The 23771-nt window shown below is 71.5% G+C and carries 23 protein-coding genes and 4 tRNA genes; 9 read left to right on the top strand and 18 right to left on the bottom strand.

The window, feature by feature from the left end; translation table 11 throughout:
* Positions 1–1731 (bottom strand): ABC transporter, encoded by a 1731-nt coding sequence (locus tag Q5722_RS11680; protein WP_305028443.1) that lies wholly within the window; start codon positions 1729–1731, stop codon positions 1–3.
* Positions 1728–2927 (bottom strand): PrsW family intramembrane metalloprotease, encoded by a 1200-nt coding sequence (locus Q5722_RS11675; RefSeq protein WP_305028442.1) that lies wholly within the window; start codon positions 2925–2927, stop codon positions 1728–1730. The genes Q5722_RS11680 and Q5722_RS11675 overlap by 4 nt, the downstream gene beginning before the upstream one ends.
* A 49-nt stretch (positions 2928–2976) precedes the next feature.
* Between Q5722_RS11675 and Q5722_RS11670 the strand changes: the two genes are divergently transcribed.
* The gene (locus Q5722_RS11670; protein ID WP_305028441.1) at positions 2977–4419 is read left to right on the top strand and encodes an aminopeptidase P family protein; all 1443 of its coding nucleotides are present in this window, start codon (positions 2977–2979) and stop codon (positions 4417–4419) included.
* 122 nt (positions 4420–4541) lie between these two features.
* The gene (locus Q5722_RS11665; RefSeq protein WP_305028440.1) at positions 4542–5084 is read left to right on the top strand and encodes a GNAT family N-acetyltransferase; all 543 of its coding nucleotides are present in this window, start codon (positions 4542–4544) and stop codon (positions 5082–5084) included.
* Between the two features lie 64 nt (positions 5085–5148).
* Here Q5722_RS11665 and Q5722_RS11660 read toward each other — a convergent pair.
* Positions 5149–5224: transfer RNA gene (locus tag Q5722_RS11660), tRNA-His, on the bottom strand.
* 35 nt (positions 5225–5259) lie between these two features.
* On the bottom strand, positions 5260–5916 hold the full coding sequence (orn, locus tag Q5722_RS11655; protein ID WP_305028439.1) for an oligoribonuclease: 657 nt from the start codon (positions 5914–5916) through the stop codon (positions 5260–5262).
* An 84-nt stretch (positions 5917–6000) separates the two neighbouring features.
* Between orn and Q5722_RS11650 the strand changes: the two genes are divergently transcribed.
* Both Q5722_RS11650 and Q5722_RS11645 read left to right on the top strand, forming a co-directional pair.
* Positions 6001–6489, top strand: coding sequence for a MauE/DoxX family redox-associated membrane protein (locus Q5722_RS11650; RefSeq protein WP_305028438.1), 489 nt, complete (start codon positions 6001–6003; stop codon positions 6487–6489).
* Complete coding sequence (locus Q5722_RS11645) at positions 6486–7211, top strand: DsbA family protein (RefSeq protein ID WP_305028437.1); 726 nt, start codon at positions 6486–6488, stop codon at positions 7209–7211. The genes Q5722_RS11650 and Q5722_RS11645 overlap by 4 nt, the downstream gene beginning before the upstream one ends.
* Before the next feature lies 1 nt (position 7212).
* Here Q5722_RS11645 and Q5722_RS11640 read toward each other — a convergent pair.
* Both Q5722_RS11640 and Q5722_RS11635 read right to left on the bottom strand, forming a co-directional pair.
* Positions 7213–7286: transfer RNA gene (locus tag Q5722_RS11640), tRNA-Arg, on the bottom strand.
* A gap of 99 nt (positions 7287–7385) precedes the next feature.
* A complete protein-coding gene (locus Q5722_RS11635) occupies positions 7386–8336 on the bottom strand; it encodes a pirin family protein (RefSeq protein ID WP_305028436.1) in 951 nt (316 codons plus the stop codon).
* A gap of 333 nt (positions 8337–8669) precedes the next feature.
* Between Q5722_RS11635 and Q5722_RS11630 the strand changes: the two genes are divergently transcribed.
* Positions 8670–11699 carry an MMPL family transporter gene (locus tag Q5722_RS11630; protein ID WP_305028435.1) on the top strand — a complete coding sequence of 1010 codons (3030 nt, stop codon included), beginning with the start codon at positions 8670–8672 and terminating at the stop codon, positions 11697–11699.
* Positions 11700–11731: 32 nt separating this feature from the next.
* Here the strand turns inward: Q5722_RS11630 and Q5722_RS11625 are convergent, their stop codons facing one another.
* From Q5722_RS11625 to Q5722_RS11615, 3 genes are read right to left on the bottom strand one after another with little or no spacing between them, the layout of a single operon-like run.
* Positions 11732–12607, bottom strand: a complete 876-nt coding sequence (locus Q5722_RS11625) for a hypothetical protein (RefSeq protein WP_305028434.1) — start codon at positions 12605–12607, stop codon at positions 11732–11734.
* Complete coding sequence (locus tag Q5722_RS11620; RefSeq protein WP_305028433.1) at positions 12604–13380, bottom strand: VTC domain-containing protein; 777 nt, start codon at positions 13378–13380, stop codon at positions 12604–12606. Before Q5722_RS11620 ends, Q5722_RS11625 begins: the two co-directional genes overlap by 4 nt.
* The gene (locus Q5722_RS11615; RefSeq protein ID WP_305028432.1) at positions 13373–13996 is read right to left on the bottom strand and encodes a DUF4956 domain-containing protein; all 624 of its coding nucleotides are present in this window, start codon (positions 13994–13996) and stop codon (positions 13373–13375) included. Before Q5722_RS11615 ends, Q5722_RS11620 begins: the two co-directional genes overlap by 8 nt.
* Before the next feature lie 155 nt (positions 13997–14151).
* Here Q5722_RS11615 and Q5722_RS11610 point away from each other — a divergent pair, with 155 nt between their 5' ends.
* Complete coding sequence (locus tag Q5722_RS11610; RefSeq protein WP_305028431.1) at positions 14152–14382, top strand: hypothetical protein; 231 nt, start codon at positions 14152–14154, stop codon at positions 14380–14382.
* A gap of 123 nt (positions 14383–14505) precedes the next feature.
* Here the strand turns inward: Q5722_RS11610 and Q5722_RS11605 are convergent.
* Positions 14506–14578, bottom strand: a tRNA-Lys gene (locus Q5722_RS11605).
* A gap of 137 nt (positions 14579–14715) precedes the next feature.
* On the opposite strand from Q5722_RS11605, the gene Q5722_RS11600 reads away from it, so the two are divergent.
* Positions 14716–15549, top strand: coding sequence for an SDR family oxidoreductase (locus Q5722_RS11600; RefSeq protein ID WP_305028430.1), 834 nt, complete (start codon positions 14716–14718; stop codon positions 15547–15549).
* 57 nt (positions 15550–15606) lie between these two features.
* Here the strand turns inward: Q5722_RS11600 and Q5722_RS11595 are convergent, their stop codons facing one another.
* Genes Q5722_RS11595 through Q5722_RS11560 form a run of 8 tightly spaced genes read right to left on the bottom strand, consistent with a single transcriptional unit; the run spans position 15607 to position 23002 of the window.
* Positions 15607–15906: a GroES family chaperonin gene (locus tag Q5722_RS11595; protein ID WP_305029063.1), complete on the bottom strand. Its 300-nt coding sequence runs from the start codon at positions 15904–15906 to the stop codon at positions 15607–15609.
* A gap of 41 nt (positions 15907–15947) precedes the next feature.
* Positions 15948–16187, bottom strand: a complete 240-nt coding sequence (locus Q5722_RS11590) for a DUF3618 domain-containing protein (RefSeq protein WP_305029062.1) — start codon at positions 16185–16187, stop codon at positions 15948–15950.
* A gap of 22 nt (positions 16188–16209) precedes the next feature.
* Positions 16210–17367 carry a glycosyltransferase gene (locus tag Q5722_RS11585; RefSeq protein ID WP_305028429.1) on the bottom strand — a complete coding sequence of 386 codons (1158 nt, stop codon included), beginning with the start codon at positions 17365–17367 and terminating at the stop codon, positions 16210–16212.
* A gap of 56 nt (positions 17368–17423) precedes the next feature.
* Positions 17424–18659, bottom strand: coding sequence for an acyltransferase family protein (locus tag Q5722_RS11580; RefSeq protein ID WP_305028428.1), 1236 nt, complete (start codon positions 18657–18659; stop codon positions 17424–17426).
* Complete coding sequence (locus tag Q5722_RS11575) at positions 18656–20065, bottom strand: O-antigen ligase family protein (RefSeq protein ID WP_305028427.1); 1410 nt, start codon at positions 20063–20065, stop codon at positions 18656–18658. Before Q5722_RS11575 ends, Q5722_RS11580 begins: the two co-directional genes overlap by 4 nt.
* Entirely contained in the window at positions 20062–21174 is a 1113-nt protein-coding gene (locus tag Q5722_RS11570) for a glycosyltransferase (protein WP_305028426.1), read from the bottom strand. Before Q5722_RS11570 ends, Q5722_RS11575 begins: the two co-directional genes overlap by 4 nt.
* A gap of 17 nt (positions 21175–21191) precedes the next feature.
* Complete coding sequence (locus Q5722_RS11565; protein WP_305028425.1) at positions 21192–22388, bottom strand: lipopolysaccharide biosynthesis protein; 1197 nt, start codon at positions 22386–22388, stop codon at positions 21192–21194.
* Complete coding sequence (locus tag Q5722_RS11560; RefSeq protein WP_305028424.1) at positions 22385–23002, bottom strand: YveK family protein; 618 nt, start codon at positions 23000–23002, stop codon at positions 22385–22387. Before Q5722_RS11560 ends, Q5722_RS11565 begins: the two co-directional genes overlap by 4 nt.
* Positions 23003–23147: 145 nt before the next feature.
* Between Q5722_RS11560 and bcp the strand changes: the two genes are divergently transcribed.
* Both bcp and Q5722_RS11550 read left to right on the top strand, forming a co-directional pair.
* On the top strand, positions 23148–23624 hold the full coding sequence (gene bcp / locus Q5722_RS11555; protein WP_305028423.1) for a thioredoxin-dependent thiol peroxidase: 477 nt from the start codon (positions 23148–23150) through the stop codon (positions 23622–23624).
* A 25-nt stretch (positions 23625–23649) separates the two neighbouring features.
* A tRNA-Leu gene (locus Q5722_RS11550) sits at positions 23650–23722 on the top strand.
* Positions 23723–23771 lie beyond the last annotated feature (49 nt).

Below are 23771 nucleotides of genomic sequence, written 5' to 3'. Positions count from 1 at the left end.
TCACTCGCTTCCGGTGGAGGTGGAGTCGGACTGCGCCGCGAAGCGCAGGTCGTCGACGCGGCGCGCCGCAGCGCGGAGCAGCTCGGGGCTGCGCGGGTCGACACCGAGATCGTCGAGGACGCGAGTGAAGCGCTCGCGCTCACCCGCGAAGAGCTCCTGCACGCGGCGGTCGAGGTCCTTGCGGGCCCGCTCCGCGAGCGTACGGACCGCCTGGTCACCGAAGACCGCCTCGAGCAGCTTCTGGCCGAGCACGGCACTGCCGCCGGCGATGCCGACCTCGGCGCCGGAGAGCCCGGCGGTGGCGGAGAACGTCACGACCATGAGCGCCACGGCCAGGCCGTTGACGCCGTAGGCCAGGTAGCGCGCGGTCGTGCGCTTGTCGGCACCCTCGGCGCGGACCATCTCGAGGACGCCGTGCTGCCAGTCGCGCACCAGCGTCTCGGCAGCGCCGCGGAACTGGCGCGACGCCCGGTCGAGGTCGCGGTCCTGGGCCTGCAGGAGGCTGCGGCCTGGGCCGGTGGAGGACCAGTAGGCGGCGGCCTGCTCGGCGGCGTTCTCGGCATGCTCGACGAGCAGCTTCTCCAGGCCGGACTCCACCGCGTGGGTGACGCGCTCGACCTGGGCGGGCTTGCCCTTGACGGCGTTGACGAGGCGGTCGCGGAGCCCGCCGACCTTGTTCTCGAGCGTCTTGAGCAGCTCGCCCGTGCCGACGAAGTCCTGCCAGCGGGCGAGCACCTCGCCGCGCAGGAGCGTGCCGTCGGCGGTGGCCTTGCTGATCGCGTCCAGCGCACGGTCGTAGGCACGGTCGGCGTCGGCGCGCAGGGACTGCAGCGCCTTGCCGTGGTCCTCGACGACCGCCGCGATCTCGTAGGTCCGGGCGCTGATCACGCGGATCGCGCCCTCGAGGGTCTGCTTCACGACCGCGCCGCGGGCGTCGGCGTCATCGGCGAGGGCCTCGAGCCAGCCGCGGATGTCGGCGACGTACGACGCCGGCAGGACGCCGTGCTCGTCGGGCTGGCCCTCGCGGACGATGAACAGCGGGGAGTCCTTCAGACCGCGCGCTGCGAGCATCCGCGCGAGGTGCGTCGCCACGGTCTCGACGGCGTCGTCGGAGGTGCGGTCGAGGACGATCGCGACGGCCGTCGAGCGCTCGGCTGCCTTCTTCAGGTACTCCCACGGCACCTGGTCCGCGTAGCGCGCGGCGCTGGTGACGAAGAGCCAGAGGTCCGCGGCCGCGAGCAGCTGCGCCGCGAGCACCCGGTTCGCCTCCTCGACCGAGTCCACGTCGGGAGCGTCGAGGATGGCGAGACCGGCCGGCACCCTGTCGCTGGCGACGAGCTGCAGCGAGCTCGTGTCGCCGGTCGACCGGTCGGTGCGGACCAGGTCCGGGAGGATCCGGTCCTGTCCGAACCACTCGGCGTCGGCCGGGTTGTGCACGAGGACGGGCGAGCGGGTCGTCGGGCGCAGCAGGCCGGGCTCGGTCACCCGGTTGCCGATCAGCGAGTTGACCAGCGTGGACTTGCCGGCGCCCGTGGATCCACCGACGACGGTCAGCAGCGGGCCGTCGATCGCGGTCAGGCGCGGGATGACGTAGTCCTCGAGCTGGTCGATCATCGCCAGCCGCGCGTCACGCTCCGCCTCGACACCGGGAACGTCGAGGGGCAGGACGGCGCCCTGGAGCGCGCCTCGGAGACGCACCAGCGCGGTGAGCATCTTCGTGGACTCACTCATGCGGGTCGGTCTCCTGGTGCGGCTCGGTGGACGGGGTGTGCGGGGGCGGGCGGTGGAACGGGGCGTACGGATCCGTCCGGCGGGAACACGACGGCGGGTCCGAGCCGCTGCAGGAGCTCCACGAAGGCCTGGCCCCGCGCAACGGCGTCGCGCGGTGCGGTCCCCCGCAGGAACCGGTGGTGAAGGTACCCGAGTTCGATCGCCGCCTGCTGGTAGTCCCGCACTGCCCGTGCCGCGTGCACACCACCCACGATGTGTGCATGCTGGCGCGCTGCACGCCTGCGCCGCAGGTCGACGACGTACGGAACGTGTCCGGAGTGGAGGAAACCGCGGCGGGCGGCGTCCTCGAGGGAAGCCGTCAGCAGGGTCTCCTCGCGCCCGCGCACCCAGATCGCGAAGCCGACGGCGAGCAGGAACGCCGGCAGCATCACGATCGTGTACGCCGCGATGAACCCGGCGCCGCCGGAGAAGGTCGCCGACGTGTTCCAGGCGGCGTGGCACAGGACGGCGAGCAGGTAGCCGACGAGCGGCCAGCAGGCGCGACCGAGCGCGCTGCGGCTCTGGATCGCCAGGCCGATGCCGATGCCGGTCATCGCGGTGAAGAACGGGTGGGCGAACGGGCTGAACAGGCAGCGGATCACGAAGGTCGAGGTCAGGCCGACGACACCGCCGGGAGCGCCGTCGGCGCCGTTCCAGGCGACGGCGAGGTAGAGGACGTTCTCGGTGAACGCGAAGCCGACGCCGACCATGCCGGCGTAGACGATGCCGTCGAGGACGCCGTCGTACTCGTGGCGGCGCCAGACGAGCAGGAGCACGAGGAAGAGGCCCTTGGCGAGCTCCTCGGTCAGCGGTGCCACGATCGTCGAGCTGGCCTGGTCCGACAGGGACAGGATGACCGTGCCGACCTCCTGCGCGAGGAGCGCGAGGAAGGTGGCGACGCAGGCGCCCCAGGCCAGGCCGAGGGCCAGCAGCACCTTCGGCTCGGGCTCGTAGCGATCCAGCCAGAGGTAGGCCGCGACAACGGGGCCGACGGGGACCAGGGCGAAGAGCGCGGCGACGAAGACGATCGGGCCGCCACCCGAGAGCAGGATCACCAGCCCGGTGGGGATCGCGGCGAGCGCGGCCACCACGGCGACGATGACGGTGAAGAGCACCGTGTCGCGCGTGGCACGAGGCTGCGGCACGGTCACTGACATGGGGCGAAGCCTATCGGCAGACCCTCCGCCCGCCCGTATCGTGGGGAGCGTGACCGAGCCCCAGACAGACGCACCGGAAACCTCGACTCGCCAGCCGGAGACCCCGCACACCGAGTCCCACGACCCCGCCGTACCCGCGGCGTACGCAGCGTTCATGCGCACCGGGTGGGGTGACCGCGAGCTCGACCTGCCCCCGCACCCGGTGGCTCCCCTGGCCGCCGGACGCCGCAAGAGCCTCGCGGAGGCCTTCCCGGGCGAGCGGCTGATCGTTCCCGCCGGCGGCTACAAGGTGCGCTCCAACGACACCGACTACCGGTTCCGCCCGGACACCGCCCACGCCTGGCTCTCCGGCAACCAGACCTCCGACGCGGTCCTCGTCGTGGAGCCGTCCGGGGAGGCCGTCCTCTACGCCCGGCCCCGCTCCTCGCGCGAGACCGACGAGTTCTTCCGCGACCGCCAGTACGGCGAGCTGTGGGCGGGCCGCCGTCCCTCGCTGCACGAGATGGGCTCCTCGCTCGGCGTCGAGGTCCGCCACCTGTCCGAGCTCGACGCCGTCCTCGTGGGCGGCACCCCCACGCGCGTGCTCCGTGGTGTCGACGCCCGCGTCGACAGCGTCGTGGCCCCGGCCAGCGGGGACGACGAGCTGGCGCAGGTGCTCTCGGAGATGCGGCTGGTCAAGGACGCCTGGGAGATCGGCGAGCTGCAGGAGGCCTGCGACATCACGGCGCTCGGCTTCACCGACGCGGTCCGCGAGTGGGACCGGGTCCTGGAGTTCGGCGAGCGCTGGCTCGAGGGCACCTTCTTCCGCCGCGCCCGCGCGATGGGCAACGACCTCGGCTACGACTCGATCGTCGGCGGCGGCGCCCACGCGACGACCCTGCACTGGATCGAGAACTCCGGCCCGATCGTCCCGGGCGAGCTGGTGCTGCTCGACATGGGCGTCGAGGGCCGCAACCTCTACACCGCCGACGTCACGCGCACCCTCCCCGTCTCCGGGCGCTTCACCCCCCTCCAGCGCGACCTGTACACGCTCGTCTTCACCGCCCAGCAGGCCGGCATCGAGGCCGTGAAGCCCGGCGCGCGGTTCCTCGCGGCCCACGATGCCGCGATGTCGGTGCTCGCCCACGGCCTGGAGGACCTCGGTCTCCTCCCCGTCTCCGCGGAGGAGGCGCTCGACCCGGACTCGAAGGTCTACGCCCGGTGGACACTGCACGGCACCAGCCACATGCTCGGCATGGACGTGCACGACTGCGGCCGCGCCTCGATCGACGTCTACCCGCGCGGCGACCTCGCGGAGGGCATGGTCCTCACGGTGGAGCCCGGTCTCTACTTCCAGTCCGACGACCTGCTCGTGCCCGAGGAGCTGCGTGGCATCGGCATCCGGATCGAGGACGACATCGTGGTCACCGCCGACGGCTCGCTCAACCTCTCCGACAGCCTGCCGCGGTCGGCGGACGACGTCGAGGACTGGATGGGCACGCTGCTCCCCTGACCCACGGCGACAGCTGCGTGAACGTTCCCTGAACGCCGTCGCGGCGCTCTGGACGCGGCTGCCCGCGGGCCCCACCCTTGCAGCCAGTCCGGCATGCGCCGGTTGTCTGGGAGGGCGCTGGCATGACCGTTGTGTCGACCCTGCAGGACCGGTTGCTGTCGGTCACACAGGTCCCGCGAGAGCTCTGGGCCGAGGGCGCCGAGGTGGTCGCGCTGGCACAGGCCGCCACCGGGTTCCCCACGCACGTGGCGGTCTCGGACATCCGTGCTCACACCGCAGGGCGGCAGAACGCCGCACTCGGGGTCTGGCTCGCCTCGGAGACGTCGCCGCACGGCTCCGTCGTCGTCGGCCATGCCCTGCTGACCCGGCTCTCGCCCGCGGACCCGGGCTGGTCCACGGTGCGTGATCGAACGACCCGGATCGCGCTCGCGACCGGGCGACTGGTCGAGCTCGGCGGCCTCGCCGTACGCCCGGACCGGACCGGCAACGGCGCCGCCGAGGCGCTGGTCCGGGCCCGCCTCGCATGGCTCCGCGAGCACGACCTCGTCGGCTGCTCGTCGGTCTGGCGCGGGTCGGCCGGCTCGACGCGCCTGGCGGAGCGTTACGGGCGACGTGTCGCACGGCGGACCGACCGCGCCTCCGACCGGTTCGTCTACGACCGCTGACGGCCCGGGGACACTGCCCGGGAACGCAGCAGGCCCCCGGCGAACCGGGGGCCTGCTGACTGACTGGGGTGGCTGACGGGGCTTGAACCCGCGACCACCGGCACCACAAGCCGGTGCTCTACCAACTGAGCTACAGCCACCATGGCCTCGACGAGGTCGAAGCGCGAACGGAACTCTACTGGGTAGGTGCCGTCTCGTCCGAATCGGCCCCGGTTTCCGGACGCCCGAGGCCGGTGATGGAGCCGCCATGACGCTCGGCGATCGCCTTCGCGGTCTCCGTGTCCGGGCCCGGCGAGGGCACGAAGACGGCGTCGCGGTAGTAGCGGAGCTCCTCGATCGATTCCTGGATGTCGGCCAGGGCGCGGTGGTTGCCGCGCTTCTCCGGCGACTGGTACCACGCCTTCGGGAACCACCGGCGCGAGAGCTCCTTGATGGAGGAGACGTCGATGATCCGGTAGTGCAGGAAGGCCTCCAGCTGAGGCATGTCACGGGAGATGAACGCGCGGTCGGTGCCGACGGTGTTGCCGGCCAGCGGCGGACGGCTGCCCTCGGGGCAGTGCTCACGGATGTAGGCGAGCACCTGCTCCTCCGCCTCGGCGAGGGTCACGCCGCCGTCGAGCTCCTCGAGCAGACCGGACTTGACGTGCATGTCGCGGACGAAGTCGTTCATCTGCTCGAGCGCGGCGGGCTCCGGCTTCACGATGATGTCGACCCCGTCGCCCAGGACGTTGAGGTCGAAGTCCGTCACCAGGGCCGCGATCTCGATGAGCGCGTCGGCCCCCAGGTCGAGCCCGGTCATCTCGCAGTCGATCCACACCAGCTTGTCGTTCACGCGCCCGACCCTACCCGTCACGCGTCCCGGCACGGCCGACGCTGATTTCAGGCACTCCTCAGCAGCCGGCTCTAGCCTCGGTGCATGTCCCGCTGGATCGGTCTCGCCGCCCGCCTCGTCGTCGGCGCCGTCTGGGTCGTCGCCGGCACCCTCAAGCTGCCGGACCCGGCCGCGACCGTGCGAGCCGTGCGCGCCTACCAGCTGCTGCCCGAGGCAGTCGTGCCGACGATCGGTCACCTGCTGCCGGTCGCCGAGGTCGTGCTCGGCCTGCTGCTGCTCGTCGGCCTGCTCACGCGCGGCGCCGCTGTCGCCTCGACCCTCCTCATGCTGGCCTTCGTCATCGGCATCTCCGCAGCCTGGGCGCGCGGCCTGCAGATCGAGTGCGGCTGCTTCGGCGGCGGAGGTGCGGCCGGCCTCGACGCGGATCCCACCGCGGCGTACCCGTGGGACATCGCGCGCGACCTCGCCCTCGCAGCCGCCTCCGCGTGGCTCGTCGTACGACCGCGGACGCCGCTCGCCCTCGACTCCGTCCTCCTCGCCCCGCTCCCCCAGCCGGAAAGGCCCACCCGATGACCGACAAGCGCAGCCCCGCCGAGCGCGTCGCCCAGCTCCGTCTCGACGAGCAGACCGCCGCTCGCCGCCGCAACATCCTCGTCGTCGCGGCCGTCGTCGCGCTGGTCGTGGTCGTCACCGTCGTCGGCCTCGTCGTACAGGGCAGGCGTGACAGCACGGGAGGCCCGGTGTCGATGACGCCGACGGGCGTCACCTCCGACTACGGCGTGGTGCTCGGCGCGAAGGACGCACCGCACAAGGTCGTCGTGTACGAGGACTTCCAGTGCCCGATCTGCAACGAGTTCGAGAAGGCCACGTCGGAGAAGGTCCAGGCCGCGATCAAGGCAGGGAAGATCTCGGTGGAGTACCGCATGGTCTCCTTCCTCGACCGCGTCTCGAAGAACGCCTACTCCTCGCGCGCCGCCAACGCCTCGCTGGCCGTGCTCCACGTGGCGGGGCCGGCGGCGTTCCAGAAGTTCCACACGATGCTCTTCGAGAACCAGCCGGCCGAGGGCACGGCCGGCCCCGACAACGCCGAGCTGGTCGACGACGCGGTCAGGGCCGGGGCCGACCGGGGCGAGGTCGAGAAGCTCATCGACGACGGCGCGTACGACGAGTGGGTCGCCAACGCCACCGACGCGATGTCGCAGCACGGCGTCAACGGCACCCCGAGCGTCAGCGTCGACGGCGTGATGGCGAAGAGCCCGGCCGAGGGCCTGGACGCCCTGCTGAAGGTGGTCTGAGCGCCCCCGGCAGGATTCGAACCCGCAACCCGCGAGGTAGAAACTCGCTGCGCTATCCAGTTGCGCCACGGAGGCTTGCGCGGCCAAGTATGTCAGCGAGCCGGCGCGCCGCGACGCACGACGAGGGCTCCGGATCCATCAGGATCCGGAGCCCTCGCTGCGTCGTCAGACCGGTCAGCCGGCCGGGATGTGGCCGAAGCGACCCTTCTGGAAGTCCTCGTAGGCCTGCATGACCTCGGCCTTGGTGTTCATCACGAACGGGCCGGCCCACGCGACCTGCTCACGGATCGGCTCGCCGCCGAGGACGATCACCTCGAGCTTCGGGTGGCGCGACTCCTGCTGCGCGTCGGCAGCGACGGTCAGGAAGTCACCCGGGCCGAAGACCGCGGTCTGGCCGGCACGGATCGGGCGGCCGTCGACGCCGACCGTGCCCTTGCCCGACAGGACGTAGACGAGGGCGTTGTACTCGACCGTCCACGGCAGCTCCAGGCGCGCGCCCGGCTCGACGCTCGCGTGGACCATCGTCATCGGCGAGTGGGTCGAGCCCGGGCCCTTGTTGCCGCCGACCTCGCCGGCGATGACCCGGACCAGGGCGCCGGCGTCGGGAGACGTGAGCAGCTTGACCTCACCGGAGTGGATGTCCTGGTACTTCGGCTGCATGAGCTTGTCGGACTTCGGCAGGTTCACCCACAGCTGGACACCGTGGAAGAGGCCGCCGGCCTGGACCAGCCACTCCGGCGGGGTCTCGATGTGGAGGATGCCCGCGCCGGCCGTCATCCACTGGGTGTCGCCGTTGGTGATGGTGCCGCCGCCACCGTGGTTGTCGGTGTGCTCGAAGACGCCGTCGATCATGTAGGTCACGGTCTCGAAGCCGCGGTGCGGGTGCCACGGCGTGCCCTTCGGCTCGCCCGGCGCATAGTCGACCTCACCCATCTGGTCCATCATCAGGAACGGGTCGAGGTGCTTGTGGTCGATGCCGGCGAAGGCGCGACGCACCGGGAAGCCCTCCCCCTCGTAGCCGGTCGGCGCCGTGGTGATCTGGAGTACGCCGCGCGGCTGGTCGCCCAGCCCCGGCGCCTTCACGCGGTCCAGGACGGTCAGGTCGTCAACAGTCACAGCAGGCATCGGGTCCTCCTTGAGGGGTGTGGTGCGATCACCTGCCTCAACGTTAGATGACACATCACCTATTCCGCAAGGGGGGGTCTTCCGCGCGCTGATCGAGGAGGTCCTCTTTGGATGGAGCCGCCCGCTCCCGACAGCGGGCCAGCACTGACCGCAGCGACCGGCAGTGGCCGGCGGTGACCGGCCTCACGCCCCGATATGTGGAACAGGCCGTACCGCACAACCTACGGTAGACCGGTCAGTCTACTGCTGGCCCTCGCGTGCATCTCGGGAGCGCTGGGCAGCACGAGAAGGGCTCGTCCGCGACGAGCGTCTCTCCTCCAGAAAGGTCTCGTCATGGACCACGCCCCCGGACCCGTGATCGCCCGACTCGCCTCGTTCGCGGTCAGGCGCTCCGTCTTCGTCGTCCTCGCCTGGCTCGGGCTCGCGATCGCGCTGAACCTCGCGATCCCGCAGCTCGAGTCCGTCGTCGCCAAGGACTCGACGCCGATCCTGCCGGCCGACTCCCCCTCCGCCGTGGCACTGCACCGCATGGACCGCGAGTTCGGCAACGGCCGCAGCACGAGCTACGTCTTCGTGGTCGCCGAGCGCCCGTCGGGGCTGACCCAGGCGGACAGGGCGTGGATGCGTGGCCTGGTCCCCCGGCTCCGGCAGGACAGGGACAACGTCACCTTCGTCCAGGACGTGGCGTCGCGCCCTGACCTGCTGAAGGCGCTCACCAGCACCGACGGCAAGGCGGCGTACCTCCAGGTCGGCCTTCCCGGCGCTACCGGCGCCCCCACCGCCATCGAGCAGATCGAGTCGGTGCGCGCCATCGTCGACAGCGACCGGCCCGAGGGCCTGAACGCCGCCGTGTCGGGGCCGGCAGCCACGATCGCCGACATGGAGGTGGCGGTCGAGAAGAGCATCCTCCTCATCACGGCGGCGACCATCGCCCTGATCGCCCTCCTGCTGATGCTGATCTACCGCTCCGTCGTGGTCACCGCCCTGATCCTCGGGTCGATCGGCCTCGCCCTCGCCGTCGCCCGGGCGATGAGCGCCTGGATGGGCCTGCACGTCTTCGCGGTGTCGACCTTCACCGGGTCGTTCCTCACCGCCGTCGTCCTCGGCGCCTCCACCGACTACGCGGTCTTCCTCGTCAGCCGGTACCACGAGCTGCGCCGCAGCGGCGTCGACACCGACACCGCCGTCCGCGAGGCAGCCGGCCGGGTCTCGGGTGTGATCATCGGATCCGCACTCACGGTGGTCGTCGCCAACGCCGCGATGCTCGTGTGCCACGTCGGCATCTACAAGACCACGGGCCCCGCCATCGCCGTCAGCATCGTCACCACCCTGGCGATGGCGCTCACCTTCACGCCGGCCCTGGTCACGCTCGCCGCACGGCGCGGACTGATCGAGCCCAAGCCGGTCTCGGCCGCGCGCGCCGGTCGGTGGCCGGCCGTCGCGGCGTACGTCTGCTCCCGTCCCGCACGGGTGCTCGCGCTCGGACTCGTCCCACTGCTCGCGCTGGCGGCGCTGTACCCCCTCCTCCAGCTCAGCTTCGACGAGCGCGGCGTGCAGCCCGACGACACCGACAGCAACCGCGGCTACGCCCTCCTCGCGCAGCACTTCCCGCTGAACGAGGTCCTGCCCGACTACGTCCTCATCCACAGCGAACGCGACCTGCGCGACGCCCGCAGCCTGGCGGCGATCGAGCACGTCGCGCGCGCGATCGAGCAGACCCCCGGCGTGGTCGGCGTGCGGGGCATCACCCGACCCCTCGGTACGCCCATCAAGGAGGCCTCGGTCGGGTACGTCGCCGGCGTCGTCGGCGACCGCCTCGGATCCGCCAAGGACGAGCTCGCCAGCAAGTCCGGAGGTGTCGCCGACCTGCGCGACGGTTCCGCGCGACTGGAGTCCGGCGCGGCCCGGCTGTCGGACGGCGCCGACCGGGTGGCCGACGGCAGCGGCCAGGCGGTCACCGGCTCGGGCCGCCTGCTCGACGGCGCCGAGGAGCTCCGCGCAGGCCTCGACCGGCTGGCCGCCGGAGCAGACGACGCCGCCTCGGGCAGCGATCGGCTCCGGGCCGGCGCGGCACGGCTCGCGGACGAGCTGGAAGCCGGCCAGGCCCGCGCCCAGTACGCCGTCGACGGCCTCGGGACGGCCTACACGGCGCTGAAGTCGAGCGTCGGGTGCAGCCTCGACCCGATCTGCGCTCGCGCGCGGACCGGCATCCGCCAGGTCTACGAGGGTGAGCGCGACGAGCTGATCCCCGGCATGCGCGACGCTGCTGCTGGCGCGCGCCGCATCGCCGACGGCAGCATCACCCTCGCCGACGGACTGGCCAGGATCGACGCCGGCCTCCAGCGGGCCCGAGGCGGCGCCGCCGAGCTGACCGACGGGGGCCGGCTCCTGCACTCACGCCTCGGCGACCTCGCCGCCGGCGCAGCGAAGGTGGCAGACGGGGCGGGGAAGGTCGCGGCCGGCTCCGGCCGCGTCGCGGGCGGCACCGACCAGATGGCCACCTCCCTGAAGGAGCTGCAGTCCGGACTCGTCACGGCCTCGACGGCGCTCAAGGAGGCGGGCGCCGCCTCCAAGGACCCGGCGATCGGCGGCTTCTACCTGCCGTCGGCCAACCTCGCCGACCCGCGCCTCGCCACCGCGAACGGGCTCTTCCTCTCCGCGGACGGCCACACCGCCCGGCTCGTCGTCCTCGGTGCGACCGACACGTTCAAGCACGCAGCGAGCCAGCGGGCGGGGAGGATCGCAGGGACGGCGGAGAACGCTCTTCGCGGGACAGCCCTCGATGGTGCAGACGTGGACGTGACCGGCCTCGCCACGATCAACAGCGACCTCGACGGCATCTCGACGCACGAGTTCTACCTGGTGGCCGGCCTGGCCCTCCTGGCGGTGCTGCTGATCCTGGTCGTCCTCCTGCGCAGCATCCTCGCTCCCCTGTTCCTGCTCGCGGCCGTGTGCCTCTCCTATGCGGCGGCGATCGGTCTGGGCGTCCTGGTGTGGCAGCTCCTGATGGGGCGCCCGCTCGACTGGAGCGTCCCGGCGATCGCGTTCATCCTGCTGGTCGCGGTCGGCGCGGACTACAACCTGCTCCTGATGAAGCGGATGCTGGAGGACTCCCCCGACGGCTCGCCCTCCGGCATCGCGCGGGCAGTGGCGGCAACCGGCGGGGTCATCACCTCCGCCGGCCTCCTCTTCGCGGCGAGCATGTTCGCGATGATGTCCGGCAGCGTCCTGACGCTCGCCCAGATCGGCTTCACGATCGGCATGGGCCTGCTGCTCGACACCTTCGTCGTACGCACGCTGGTCATCCCGTCCGTCGCGACGCTGCTCGGCCCGCGGATCTGGTGGCCGCGCAGCGTCGGCTGACGACGCGGGACGACAGACACCAGCCGCCGGGGTCAGGCGCCCGGCGCCCCGGCGGCTGGTCCGGCTCCGGGCCGGAGATCCGCCACCGGCACACCGAGGCGGGTCACCAGAATGTAGTCACCGACGAGGTCACCCAGGAGGGCGCCGCCCTCGAGGTCGCTCGACACGTGCCCGGCCATGTAGAGGCGCGAGTAGTCGATCTCGTCCTCCCACCAGCGGAGCTGGCCCAGCGCGTGCGGCTGGAGGTACGCCAGGAGCGTGCGCGAGGCGGCTGCGGCAGACGCGTGGCGCGAGGGATACGAGCACGGGCACGTCTGGCCGGGCACGATCTTGTGGTCCGGACGCAGCGCCGGCTCGAGGACGTACGGCGCGGGGACACCGAAGTGGGCGCCGAGGCTGTCCGCGAGGGTCTTGGCGATCTTCAGTGCCGCCTTCTCGGCGGCCTTGCGGTCCTCGCCCTGCTTCGCCGGGAGCCATTCGGCCTGGTCGTGGACGAGGAGCTTCCACACGTCCTTCTTCCCGTGGACCTCCAGCCAGCTCGCTGCGGCCACGCCCCTCGGCGTACGCGACCGGTCGAGGCGCTCGACCTCGGCGATCTCCTTCTGACGGTCGGCGGGCGGGGCAGGGAACACCTGCGCGACCCAGGCCTCGAACGCCGCGTCGTCGGTGCTCGAGCCGTGGGCCTTCCACCACTGCTGCATGAGGGCGGCAGACCTGGCGGACTCCGGCTCGACGAGGGCATCGACGCGGGCCACCGTGGCGTCGGGGAAGAGCGTCGGCTCCGGGTCCGAGGCGATCCGGTCCTTGGCCGACGATCCACCGAGGACGAGGGGAGCCACCCCGGCAACGACGATCGCGAGGCACGCGACGGCGATCACGAAGAGGTAGCGCGGACGAGGAAGCGTCATGCGGAAGGTCCTTCGAGATGGAGCGCGACCCCGACGAGGCGGCGGAAGTCGTTCGCAGGGATGGAGGCATCGAGCAGGGCAGCGGTCGCGGCGTACTTGCTGAAGGAGCGGGGCCGCTGGCCGAGCTCACGGAGCACGGCGTCGGCGAGCGATCCCGACGACGGTGACTTGGTCTCGACCAGGACGTGGCCCGCATCGAGCCGCACGCGCCCGCCGCTGCGGCCGGTGGCGACGAGCTGGCTGTCGATCGTCAGCCGGCTCCGCCCGTCCAGGTCGACCAGCGTGGCCCGTCGGTAGGTCATGTCGACCGAGGCCTGCAGCGCACCGGGATGCGGGACGGCGGCATCGTCCAGCGCATCCGCGAGGAACGCCGCCTCGGGCGCGCCGAAGGCACCGAACCGCTCCGCCTCGACGGTCGACTGGACCTTGACCGTCCCGCCACGGCGGTCCTTCGTCTTCACCTCGAAGCGGCACAGGCCGTCCTCGACGTAGAGGCGGCTGCGCGCCTTGAAGCGGCGCCGCCGACGCTGGATGTGCTCGCGCACGCAGAGCAGGTCCTCCGTGTCGAGGTACCGGGTCCGGTACGTCGTGGCCGTGCGGCCGTTGACCGCCAGCACGTGGTGGCTGCCGGCCAGGAGGCCGACCAGCTCGCGCGCGGTCTCGCGGCGCACGACGTACTTGCGGTCCGTGCGCTCCAGGAGGGCCGCGCGGTCGAGGACGGCCTCGAGACCGATGCGCCGGTGACCGGCGAGCCCGAGCGGGTCGTCAAGCACGGTCGTCCTCCTGGACCCTGTCGCTGCGGAGGTCCTCGGGAGTCCAGGCCTCGTGCGGGTCGAGGGTGTAGCGGACCAGCACGCGACTGGTGTCGCGGACGTGGTCGACGTCCTCGATGGCCACGTGGACCACGCGTCCCGGTAGCTGCGCCATGGCCGCCTCCCGGACCTGCGCCGGGTCGAGGTACGCACGGTCGAGCGTGATCCGCATGACCTGGGTGTGCGGGCGGGAGCGCGACTCGTCGGCGATCGCGAGCACGCCGACCAGCAGGACGTCGGCCGCGACGACAACGCTCAGGGGTGCCGCGACCAGGCCGTTGACCAGGCCGAGCACGAGGGCCACGAACGTGTACGCCATGTCCTGCAGCGTGAACGCCTCCGACCGCAAGCGGACGAGGCTGAGCAGGCCGAACAGGCCGAACCCGACGCCGGCCGGGATGTGCTCGCCGGCGATCACGACGACCGTGGCGAAGAGGCCGAGGTTGAGCGCCGCGAAGACCAGCGGCATCTCCGGTGCCGCCACCCGGCGCCTGTAGAGCAGGCCGGTCGCGACCAGCAGGCTGAGCAGGTCTGCCCCGAGGCGGGGCGCGATCGTGAGCAGCACGTCGAGATGCATGAGCCGACGATAGGAAACGCACCATGAACGAACGGTGAACGCCCGTGCCGTCGACCAAGGGCTTCCTACTTGAAGACTCAACAAGATGAACAGGTTTTCAAGTCGAGGTAATCTGGCTGCGTCCCGATGGTCACCGCAGAGGAGAGGAGTACCCGATGGCCTGGTTCCTGCGCGTCCACGAGCTCCATGACGGCACGTTCGAGTGCCGCCGCGGCCGCGAGCACGTCGATGGTCACGGCGACGCCGACGCGGCCGTCGCCCACATGCTCGACCTCGCCGACGACCTCGGCCTCGCCATCGTGTTCATGCACCGCCTCGACGGCACGGTGTCCGAGCTGGCCCGGGTCGGCACGGTCGGCCAGCACGGGGAGCCGAGCGCCTCGTGACGCGCGCTCCCGGACGGTGACCGGACCCGAACGGCGCCGGGGACGACCGGGGCCACAGCTGAGCAGGGCACCGGAAATGACTGAGGGCCTGACCGCATTTCTGCTGGTCAGGCCCTCATCTTGTACGCCATCAGGGACTCGAACCCCGAACCCGCTGATTAAGAGTCAGCTGCTCTGCCAATTGAGCTAATGGCGCGCGCTTGAAGCGAGGTAAACGTTAGCAGCGAACGAGCGAAGGGTGAAATCGGGGTCGCGTTGCCTGCGTCACGGAGGCCCTCGCCACGCCCCAGACACCTTCCCCACGCCCCCGGCCCGAGCCCTACGATCACCGTCATGAAGAACGTCGAAGGCAAGATCGTCCTCATCACCGGCGCCGCGATGGGCATGGGCAAGCTGTACGCCGAGCGCGCGGTCGCCGAGGGCGCCCTCGCGGTGGTCCTGTGGGACATCAACCGCACCGCGCTCGCCGAGACCGTGGACCAGCTCAAGCAGGCGGCGGGCGCGACCGAGGTGCACAGCTACCTCGTCGACGTCTCCGACCGCCACGCGATCGAGGCCAACGCGGCCCTCGTGCTCGACCAGGTCGGCGTTCCGGACGTGCTGATCAACAACGCGGGCGTGGTCCGCGGCAACAAGTACTTCTGGGAGACCGACAGCGTCGCCGACACCGAGTTCACGATGAAGATCAACACGCTCGCGCCGATGTTCATCACGCGGGCCTTCCTCCCCGCGATGATCGAGGGGGGCAAGGAGGGCCGCCTGGTCAACGTGGCCAGCTCGGCCGGCTTCGTCGGCAACCCGCGCATGGCGGCCTACGCGGCGTCCAAGTGGGGAGCGATCGGCTTCTCCGACTCCGTGCGACTCGAGCTCGAGCAGGCGGGCCACAAGCAGCTCAAGGTCACGACCGTCTGCCCCTACTACGTGAAGACCGGCATGTTCGACGGCGCGAAGTCGGGCCTCCTGGTCCCGCTGCTCGAGCCCGACCACGTCGTCAACGAGGTGTGGAAGGCGATGCGCAAGGGCACGCCGTTCGTCGTCCTGCCCAAGACCGTCCTGGTCAACGAGGCGCTCAAGGGCCTGCTGCCCACGGGCCTGCGCGACCTCGTCGTCGGCAAGATCGTCGGCATCCACAAGACGATGGACGACTTCAAGGGCCGCCAGGACTGACCCGCTCCCGACAGCGCGAACGCCGCGTCCCACAGGGGCGCGGCGTTCGTCGTCCCGTCAGAGGTAGAGGCCCGTCTCCGCCTCGCCGAGCCGGTCCGCGGCGACGGCGTGCACGTCCTTCTCGCGGAGCACGACGTAGACCTCGCCGTGGACCTCGACCTCGGCCTTGTCCTCGGGATCGAAGAGCACCCGGTCGCCCGCCTCCACGGCGCGCGCCTGCGGACCGACCGCGGTCACCCGCGACCAGACCAGGCGCCTGCCGCCCATCGCAGCAGTGGCCGGGATGACGATGCCGCCGGAGGAACGCCGCTCCCCCGCGTCGCGGTCGAGCTCGACCAGGATCCGGTCGTGGAGCATCTTGACCGGCGTCTTGTCACCGGCCGGGGTCACGCGAGGGGTCAACGGCGCGAGATCTTGCGGATCACCACGAACGCAGCGACCACACTCGCGACGCCACCGACGACCTTGAGGATGTTGTCGGTGCGCGGGGCGCCGGTCTCCAGGTCGACGAAGGTCGCCTTCACCGCCGTCGCCTGCCGGTTCGCGATCGTCTTCGGGTGGGCCCGGTAGACGAGCTGGTCGATGGTGCCGGCGAGGCGCTCACGGGTCGCCTCGATCTCCTGCTCGATCTCGCGCATGTTGGTCACGAGGGGGAGGTTACTACGCGACACCTTCGTCGGAGGTCCGGGACGAGGGCTGCGCGGCGACGGCGGCCACCGCCTCGCGGAGGGCCTGGACGAAGACCTCCTCGCCGAAGCGGTCCGCGTGGGCGCGGATCGCGTCCGCGTCCCAGTCGGTCGCGTCCATCTCGGCCAGCCCGGACCGGACCGCCTCCGGGGTCGGCTGGTCGACGAAGACCGCGCTCACGCCCTCCACCTGCGTCTCGAGGAAGCCGCCCCAGCGCAGCACGACGCTCGGGCGACCGAACGACGCCGCCTCCAGCGGGGTGAGCCCGAAGTCCTCGTAGCTGATCGCGATCAGCGCCGTACAGCCGCGGTACAGCCAGGCCAGCTGCCCGTCCGAGATGTTCTGCAGGAAGAGGACGTTGTCACCGGCCAGCTCGTGCAGCGCCTCCTCCTCCGGGCCACGACCGACGACGACGAGGCGGCGCTGCGGCTCGTCGGCGTACGCGGCGACGACGGAGCGGACGTTCTTGTAGGGCAGCAGACGAGAGACGCAGAGCTCGTACGGCGCCCCACCGAGCCAGCCCTCCACGTCCGCCATCGGCTCGGAGGCATGGCTGCGCGTGTCCGGCCAGGGAGCGGGCAGCACCGTCGAGCTGATCCCGTACGCCGCCTGGATCCGGTCCTGGACCAGGTTGGAGATCGCGATGTACGCCGACGCCTCGCGCGCCGCCCGTCGGTCCCAGATCTTCAGGAACGGACGCAGCACGAAGAGGATCAGCGACTCCAGGAAGCCCGGGTGGTCACCGAGGTAGCGCGAGGACTGGTGCAGCCAGCGCGCCGGCGTGTAGCAGTAGACGAGCTTGCGGCCGCGGGTGCGCACGCCGTGGGCCCAGCCACTGCTGCTGACCAGCACCACGTCGGCGTCGATGTCGAGCGACGACGCAGCGAAGGGCAGCAGGGGCAGCGCGGCACGGTGGTTCCGGCGGAAGAAGCGCCAGCGGTTGAGCCACGAGGTGCGCACGTCGAGGTCGGCGTACTCGGGGAAGGTCTCGGCCCGGTCGTAGAGCGTCGTGTGGATCGTCGCCGCAGGGAAGGCGCGTGCCATCGCCAGCACGACGCGCTCAGCGCCGCCGCGCTGCGTCAGGTAGTCGTGGGCGATCGCCACCTTGAGCGGGGCACCCGAGTTCGTCACGGGGGCGAGGCTAGCGGCTTCCCTGTTGGAAACAGTCGCTTTCCGTCTTGTGGTCGTCAACGACGCCCCGACCAGTCCATCGCCGGCTTCTCCACGAGGCGGTACGTGAGGGTGCCGAGCAGGATCGAGCCCGTCGCGACGAGGACCGGGGCCCAGACCATGGTGAGGGCGTCGTCACCTCCGACGAGCGGGACGTGGGCATCGAGTCGGGAGACCAGCAGGAGCACCGGGTAGTGCCACAGGTACGCGCTCAACGAGATGGTCCCGACGTGCTCGAGCGGCCTGGCGCTGAAGACTCGTACGATCCCTGACGACGTGCGCCGGGCGGTCGGCTCCACGAGCACGAGCAGCATCACGCCGGCCGTCAGCCCCATGGCCGCGGTCACGAACCAGGGGTGCCGGTCCGCCGACCACAGGGTGAGCACTCCCCCGACCGCCGCGACCGGGGTGCCTACGAGGAAGAGCCGACGCCGGGTGAGCCAGGCGAGGTGCCCCCGCTCCATCCAGACGAAGACCACCGCGACCAGCATGCCGACGCCGAAGTTGTCCGCGATGGCGAGCAGGCTGCGGGTCAGCACCGCGATGCCGTTGGGACCGAACTCGGCCGTCAGCGCCGACATGCCCGGCGTGTGGCGCCACCACTCCTCCCCCACCAGCCGGGCGACGAGGCCGACCGCCACGAAGAGCAGGCCCGGGAGCGTCGCGAGCCAGAACGCCCGCCGGCGGAACCCGCCACCCCACCGGACCAGCGGCAGCAGGAGCAGCGGCAGCAGCGCGTAGAAGCAGAGCTCCGACGTCAGCGACCACGACGGGTTGATGCCGGTCTGGATCGTGGCCGGGAAGAACGTGTGGACCAGCGTGAGGTTCGCGAGCAGGTCGACCGGATCGGTCATCATGCCCGCGCCCGCGGCGCTCGCCTCACGGCCGACCACGACGGCGTTGCCCAGGTAGACCGACTGCAGGACGAAGGAGCTCAGCAGGAAGATCACGACATAGCCGGGAAAGACCCGCGCCACCCGCCGCAGCGCGAACCGGCGTACGTCGGTGCGACGCTCGCCGCGCGCGATGTCGCGGATGAACGGCAGAGAGATCAGCAGGCCGGACATCGCGAAGAAGAGGACCAGGCCCAGCGCCATCGACTGCGCCAACCCGCCCGGGGTCGTGTCGGGCGCCCAGTGCATCCACGAGTGCGCGCTGATGACGCCGAGGCAGGCGAGGCCCCGGATGCCCTCCAGGCCGCCGAGGTAGTGGCCCGCGCGGGTCGGCGCCTGCACGGGGTCGGCCGCGGTCACGACGCCCCCTCGGGCTGCACCGCGGCCGGTTCGACGTCGTCATCCGTCACCGGTCGGCCGATCGAGAGCCCCACGAGCACCGAGAAGACGGCGGTGGCGGGGTGCTGGATGACCACGGGGAAGTCCAGCTGCAGCGCCACGAGGGCGAAGCCGGCGACGCCACAGGCCAGCACGGCGGCCTCGAAGCCTGCGCGCGCCTGCAGCCCGGCGCGGACGACCAGCACCAGCAGGATCAGCACCGCCACGGCACCGAGGATCACGCCGCCCCGGTAGACGGTGAGCAGCGGGGCGTTGGCGACGAAGTTGACCGTCTGGCCGATCGACTGCGAGCGGTACTCCGGACGGTCCCAGCCCAGTCCCCACAGCCAGTGGCCCTGCACGGAGGACGCGTAGTCGCTGAACGCCAGAGCACGCGCCTGCGAACCGGTGTCGTGCTCGCCGAAGGAGGAGAAGATCCGGGCCCGCAGCACCGGGGTCGCCAGCACCGCCAGCGCCGCTGCCACGCCGGTCCCCGCGAGCCACACCCGCTGCCGCCCACGCCCCAGGAGCACGACCAGGCCGAGCGCCACCACCACGGTGCCGAGCGCCGACCTGCTCAGCGTGAGCGCCAGGCCGGCGCCGATCACGGCGACGAGGACGACCCGCAGCCACCCCCGGTACGCCGCCACGGCGAGCAGCACGCCTGCCGCGAGGATCAGGCCCGCGATGTTCGGCTCGACGTACGTGCCGGTGAGGCGGAGCGTGTTGGACTCGACGCCCGGGACGTACTGCGCGTTGCCGCCGCCCGCGTGGTAGCCGATGACGGTCAGCCGGGCGAGGAAGTAGCCCAGCGGGTCGTAGCGCAGGAGCAGGACACCGGCGACCGCCGCGACCGCAGCGCCGGCGACCAGGGCACCGACCACGACCCGACGGGCCTCACGGGTCAGCAGGCGCATCGGCACGACGACCGACGTCGCGGCCAGCCACGAGACGTACTCGAGGACGGAGTCCGCACTCGGGCTGGTGACGAGGAAGGAGATGGCGGCGACGGCCGCGAAGATCCCGAGCAGGACCTCGGGATAGCCGATCGTGAACCGCACCCCGGGGAGGAAGGCGATCGCCACCCAGCTCCCCACGGCGAGCACGAGGATCAGTGGCGCCTCCGTGCCCGGCAGCTTGGCGTACGGGACCAGGCCGAGGACGAGCGCGAAGGCACCGAGCGTGACCCGCGGGTGGACCGTGGTCACCCAGGCGGCGACAAGCACCGCGAGTGCAGCGATGATGAGCAGCTGCACCGTCGGACCGCCCAGGGCCATGCCGAGCACGAGGACGGGTACGCCGACCACGATCGCGGCCAGGACGACCAGGTCACCGACGGACCGCGGACGCGCCGCAGCCAGGCCGCGCTGCAGGGAAGCCGTGCTCATGCGTCCAGCCAGTCCAGCACGGCGTCCCGACCCCTCCGGCCGGTCCACAGCGCCTCGTTGGTCGCGTGCAGGCGCGCACCCTCCCCGGCTGCCACGGAGGCGTCGCCGAGCAGGTCCCGACAGCGCGCGACGAAGCCGTCGTCCGGCACCGGGTCCAGCCCGAGCAGCGACTCGATCGAGCCCACGCCGGCCGGGCTCGTGACGACCGGGAGCCCGCGCGCGGCAGCCTCGAGCACCTTGACCCGCACACCGCCACCGACCGCCACGGGAGCCACCATGGCACGGCAGCCGGCGAGAAGGGGCGCGACGTCACGCACCTCGCCGTGGTCGACCACCCCCGGCAGCACGACCTTCGGCCCGTCGGGGCGTGGTCCCACCAGCCAGAGCTCGGCGCCCGGGATCCCGCGCGCGATCGAGGGCCACCAGGCCAGCATCCGGTCGACCGCCCGTGCGTTGGGCGGCCAGTGCCGGTTGCCGAGCAGCACCAGCCGCGGCGCCGACGCCGCGACGTCGACGGGAGGGGCCGGCGGGAGGGTCAGCGGCAGCCAGCGGGCGTCGATGCCCAGCGACCGCCTGGCCTCCATCTCGCTGGCGTCGTAGCCGGCGATCGCCCGCGCCGTACGTGCGATGCGCAGCTCGTCGCGCTCGATGCGTCGTGCCTCGATGCGCCCAGCGAGACCCCGTGACCGCCACACCGGCGCCTCGGAGACCTCCGTGGACACGAGCAGGCGTGCCGGATCTGCATCACGGGCCCGCAGGTACGGCTCGGCGAGGTAGGAGTGCACCGCGACGACCCGGTCCGCACCGGCCGCCTCCACCGCGTCGACCAGACCGTCGACGTCGAAGCGCTCGTGCACGAGGCTCCGTCGGTGCACCAGCGCGCGAGCCGCGGTCCGGGGCAGGGCCACCGGCGGCTTGGCGACACGGACCGTGTCCGGGTCCACGCGGTCGGGCTCCTCGCTGAGGCAGATCACCGAGGTCTCGTGCCGCTCGTCGGCGATCCTGCGCAGCAGCGTGAAGAGCGTGACGTCGCCGCCGCGTGCGAGCGCCGGGTCCTTGCCCAGCAGGAAGGCGATCCGGTGTCGCGGGCGCTCCGCAGAGGCGGGCACCACGGGCTCGACCCGGCTCACGCCACCGCGGGGCGGGCGGCGCGGCCGCCGTAGACGGCGTACGAGTAGGCGCCCGACATCACCATGTCCGCGACCAGGAACGCGATCGCCGCGCCCGGTCCTCCGAAGCCGCTCAGCAGCACGACCATCCCGACCTTGATCGTGATCGCCACCGCGGTGACGCTCAGGCGGAACCGGTCGCGGTGCTGGAGGACGAGGACGACGGTCGCCACGCTGCTGAGCGTGCGCAGGAAGCTCACCGGCGCGAGGATCGCGAACGTCAGCCAGAGCGAGGTCTCACCCTCGAAGAGGTACGCCGCGAGCGCGAACAACCCGAGCGCGGACGCCGTGGCCACGGACAGGAAGACCGCCGTGCGCAGCTGGGGGCCCCCGCTGATGTCGCCGTTCGACGCCCGCAGCGAGCCGTGGAAGGTCGTACCGAACGACTGGCCGAGGGCCGCCAGCGACCACACCAGCGTCGCGCCGAAGGAGTAGTAGCCCGCTCCGCCCATGTGGCCCAGCACGCCGAGGAGCAGCACCTCGCACTGCACGTACGCGACGCCGAGCGCCGACTCGGCCAGGATGACGAAGGACCGTGTGGTGATCTCCGGGAACGACGGCCGCGCGTGCACCATCGCCTGCAGGCCGAGGAGGACCGGCAGCGCCGTGCCGGTGAGGTAGAGCGCCGCACCGAGTCGCAGGTCGGGCTGCTGGGCCAGCAGCAGGTAGGTGCTGCCCAGCAGCATGCCGAGCACCTGGCGGATCGCGTCGGCACGCTGGGCACGGTCGGGCTGGCCGTCGCGGATGAGGGAGCTGCGTGAAGCCTGGAAGGCGACGTCACTGCCCGCCTTGATCACGGCGAAACCGGCGATGATCGAGAAGGGCCACGCGATGACGCCGAGCACGATCAGCGCGAAGCCGAAGATCGCGCGGGTGGTCCGCTCGCGGAGGAAGACCTCACGGGCGACGCGCGGGCCACGCGTCGTGAAGTAGCTGTCGAGGGGAACGCCGAGCAAGGAGCCTGCCGCGAACGCCATCGCGTAGAGCCCGTACGCCTGGATGCCGAAGGTGTGGGTGATCAGCAGCGCCCACACGAAGACCAGGGCACGCGAGGAGTACATCCAGCCCGAGGCCTTCAGCGTCGTGATGACGCGGCTCGCCCCTTCGGGCGCCGGCGACTCCAGGGGTGGCTGCACCTTGGTCCCGATGTTCACGCCGACTCCGGGTCACGCAGCAGGTGGCGTGCGGTCACCGCACCCACACCGACGAACGCACCCAGCAGCAGGCCTGCCAGCAGGTCGACCGGGACGTCCGGCGACGACGGGCTCTTCGCGACGACCGCGCGACCGACGACGACGCCGCGGACGCCGGGCTCCTTGTCGGAGGCCCCGGAGTTCTCGACACCGACAACCGCGCCGATCAGCTGCGTCGACACGGAGTCGGCGATCCTGGCGGCCTCCCGCTTGTCCGTCGACTCCGCCGTCACGCCGATCAGCGTGTCGATCTGGCTCGTCTCGACAGAGATCTGCTTGGCCAGCTCGGCCGGCGTGGTGTCGAGGTCGAGCTCGTCGATCACCTTGTCGAGGACGGCGGGCGTGGTCGCGAGACCCTTGTAGGTCTGCATGCGCGACTGGACGTAGTTGCCGGCGTAGGCGAGGTCCTGTCCGGTGTCGACCTGGGACGCGCTGAACAGGATCCGGGCGGTCGAGGTGTAGCGCGAGGTGCCGAAGAGGGCGACGGCACCGGCCGCCGCGAGGCCGAGGACGATGGCGAGCAGGATCAGGACCCAGTTACGGAGCAGTACGCCCACGTACGTGCGCAGGTCCACGCTCCACCTCCTCCTCATGTGGCCCGCTGGCGCGGGCACGCATCCCCGCTGCGGACGCTACCGCACGGTCATGCTCGTGTGACGGCGCCGTGCGGTACCCGTGACGCAGTTCGGCCACGCCGCAGTTCCCGCTACCGTTCCGACCATGACCGCGACCCGACTCCAGCCCGGCGATACCGCTCCCGACTTCACCCTCCCGACGGACGACGGCAGCACCGTCACCCTGTCGGACCTGCGGGGACGCAAGGTCATCGTCTACTTCTACCCGGCGGCGATGACCCCGGGCTGCACCAAGCAGGCGTGCGACTTCAGCGACAACATCGCCTCGCTGCGCGGTGCCGGCTACGAGGTCATCGGCGTCTCGAAGGACAAGGTCGAGAAGCTCGCGAAGTTCCGCGAGCGCGACCACCTGACCATCACGCTCGCCTCCGACACCGACCTCGCGGTGCACCGGGCCTACGCGGCGTACGGCGAGAAGAAGCTCTACGGCAAGGTCGTCGAGGGTGTCATCCGTTCGACGATCGTCGTCGACGAGGAGGGCACCGTCGTCGTCGCGCAGTACAACGTGAAGGCCACCGGCCACGTCGCCAAGCTCCGGCGCGACCTGGGCCTCGACGCCTGAGCACTGTCCCTAGACTGACGGCTGCGCGCCCGTAGCCCAACGGCAGAGGCAACGGCTTTAGGTGCCGTCCAGTGTGAGTTCGAATCTCACCGGGCGCACGTGATCTCGACGGAGGCTCCTTGTCACGGGCTGCCAAGGAGCTTCCGT

This window comes from Nocardioides jiangxiensis (assembly GCF_030580915.1).
GTDB lineage: Bacteria > Actinomycetota > Actinomycetes > Propionibacteriales > Nocardioidaceae > Nocardioides > Nocardioides jiangxiensis.
Note: the sequence above shows the minus strand (reverse complement) of the source record. Positions and strands in the feature narration are given on the sequence as shown.

Bases quoted from the DNA above. Each gene is read 5' to 3' on its own strand.
- Q5722_RS11610 (WP_305028431.1), top strand. From the start codon at position 14,152: ATGGCCTGGTTCCTGCGCGTCCACGAGCTCCATGACGGCACGTTCGAG.
- Q5722_RS11645 (WP_305028437.1), top strand. From the start codon at position 6,486: ATGACCGACAAGCGCAGCCCCGCCGAGCGCGTCGCCCAGCTCCGTCTC.
- Q5722_RS11635 (WP_305028436.1), bottom strand. From the start codon at position 8,336: ATGCCTGCTGTGACTGTTGACGACCTGACCGTCCTGGACCGCGTGAAG.
- Q5722_RS11650 (WP_305028438.1), top strand. From the start codon at position 6,001: ATGTCCCGCTGGATCGGTCTCGCCGCCCGCCTCGTCGTCGGCGCCGTC.
- Q5722_RS11575 (WP_305028427.1), bottom strand. From the start codon at position 20,065: ATGAGCACGGCTTCCCTGCAGCGCGGCCTGGCTGCGGCGCGTCCGCGG.
- Q5722_RS11615 (WP_305028432.1), bottom strand. From the start codon at position 13,996: ATGCATCTCGACGTGCTGCTCACGATCGCGCCCCGCCTCGGGGCAGAC.
- Q5722_RS11600 (WP_305028430.1), top strand. From the start codon at position 14,716: ATGAAGAACGTCGAAGGCAAGATCGTCCTCATCACCGGCGCCGCGATG.
- Q5722_RS11665 (WP_305028440.1), top strand. From the start codon at position 4,542: ATGACCGTTGTGTCGACCCTGCAGGACCGGTTGCTGTCGGTCACACAG.
- bcp (WP_305028423.1), top strand. From the start codon at position 23,148: ATGACCGCGACCCGACTCCAGCCCGGCGATACCGCTCCCGACTTCACC.
- Q5722_RS11680 (WP_305028443.1), bottom strand. From the start codon at position 1,731: ATGAGTGAGTCCACGAAGATGCTCACCGCGCTGGTGCGTCTCCGAGGC.
- Q5722_RS11625 (WP_305028434.1), bottom strand. From the start codon at position 12,607: ATGACGCTTCCTCGTCCGCGCTACCTCTTCGTGATCGCCGTCGCGTGC.
- Q5722_RS11675 (WP_305028442.1), bottom strand. From the start codon at position 2,927: ATGTCAGTGACCGTGCCGCAGCCTCGTGCCACGCGCGACACGGTGCTC.
- Q5722_RS11590 (WP_305029062.1), bottom strand. From the start codon at position 16,187: ATGCGCGAGATCGAGCAGGAGATCGAGGCGACCCGTGAGCGCCTCGCC.
- Q5722_RS11595 (WP_305029063.1), bottom strand. From the start codon at position 15,906: ATGCTCCACGACCGGATCCTGGTCGAGCTCGACCGCGACGCGGGGGAG.
- Q5722_RS11630 (WP_305028435.1), top strand. From the start codon at position 8,670: ATGGACCACGCCCCCGGACCCGTGATCGCCCGACTCGCCTCGTTCGCG.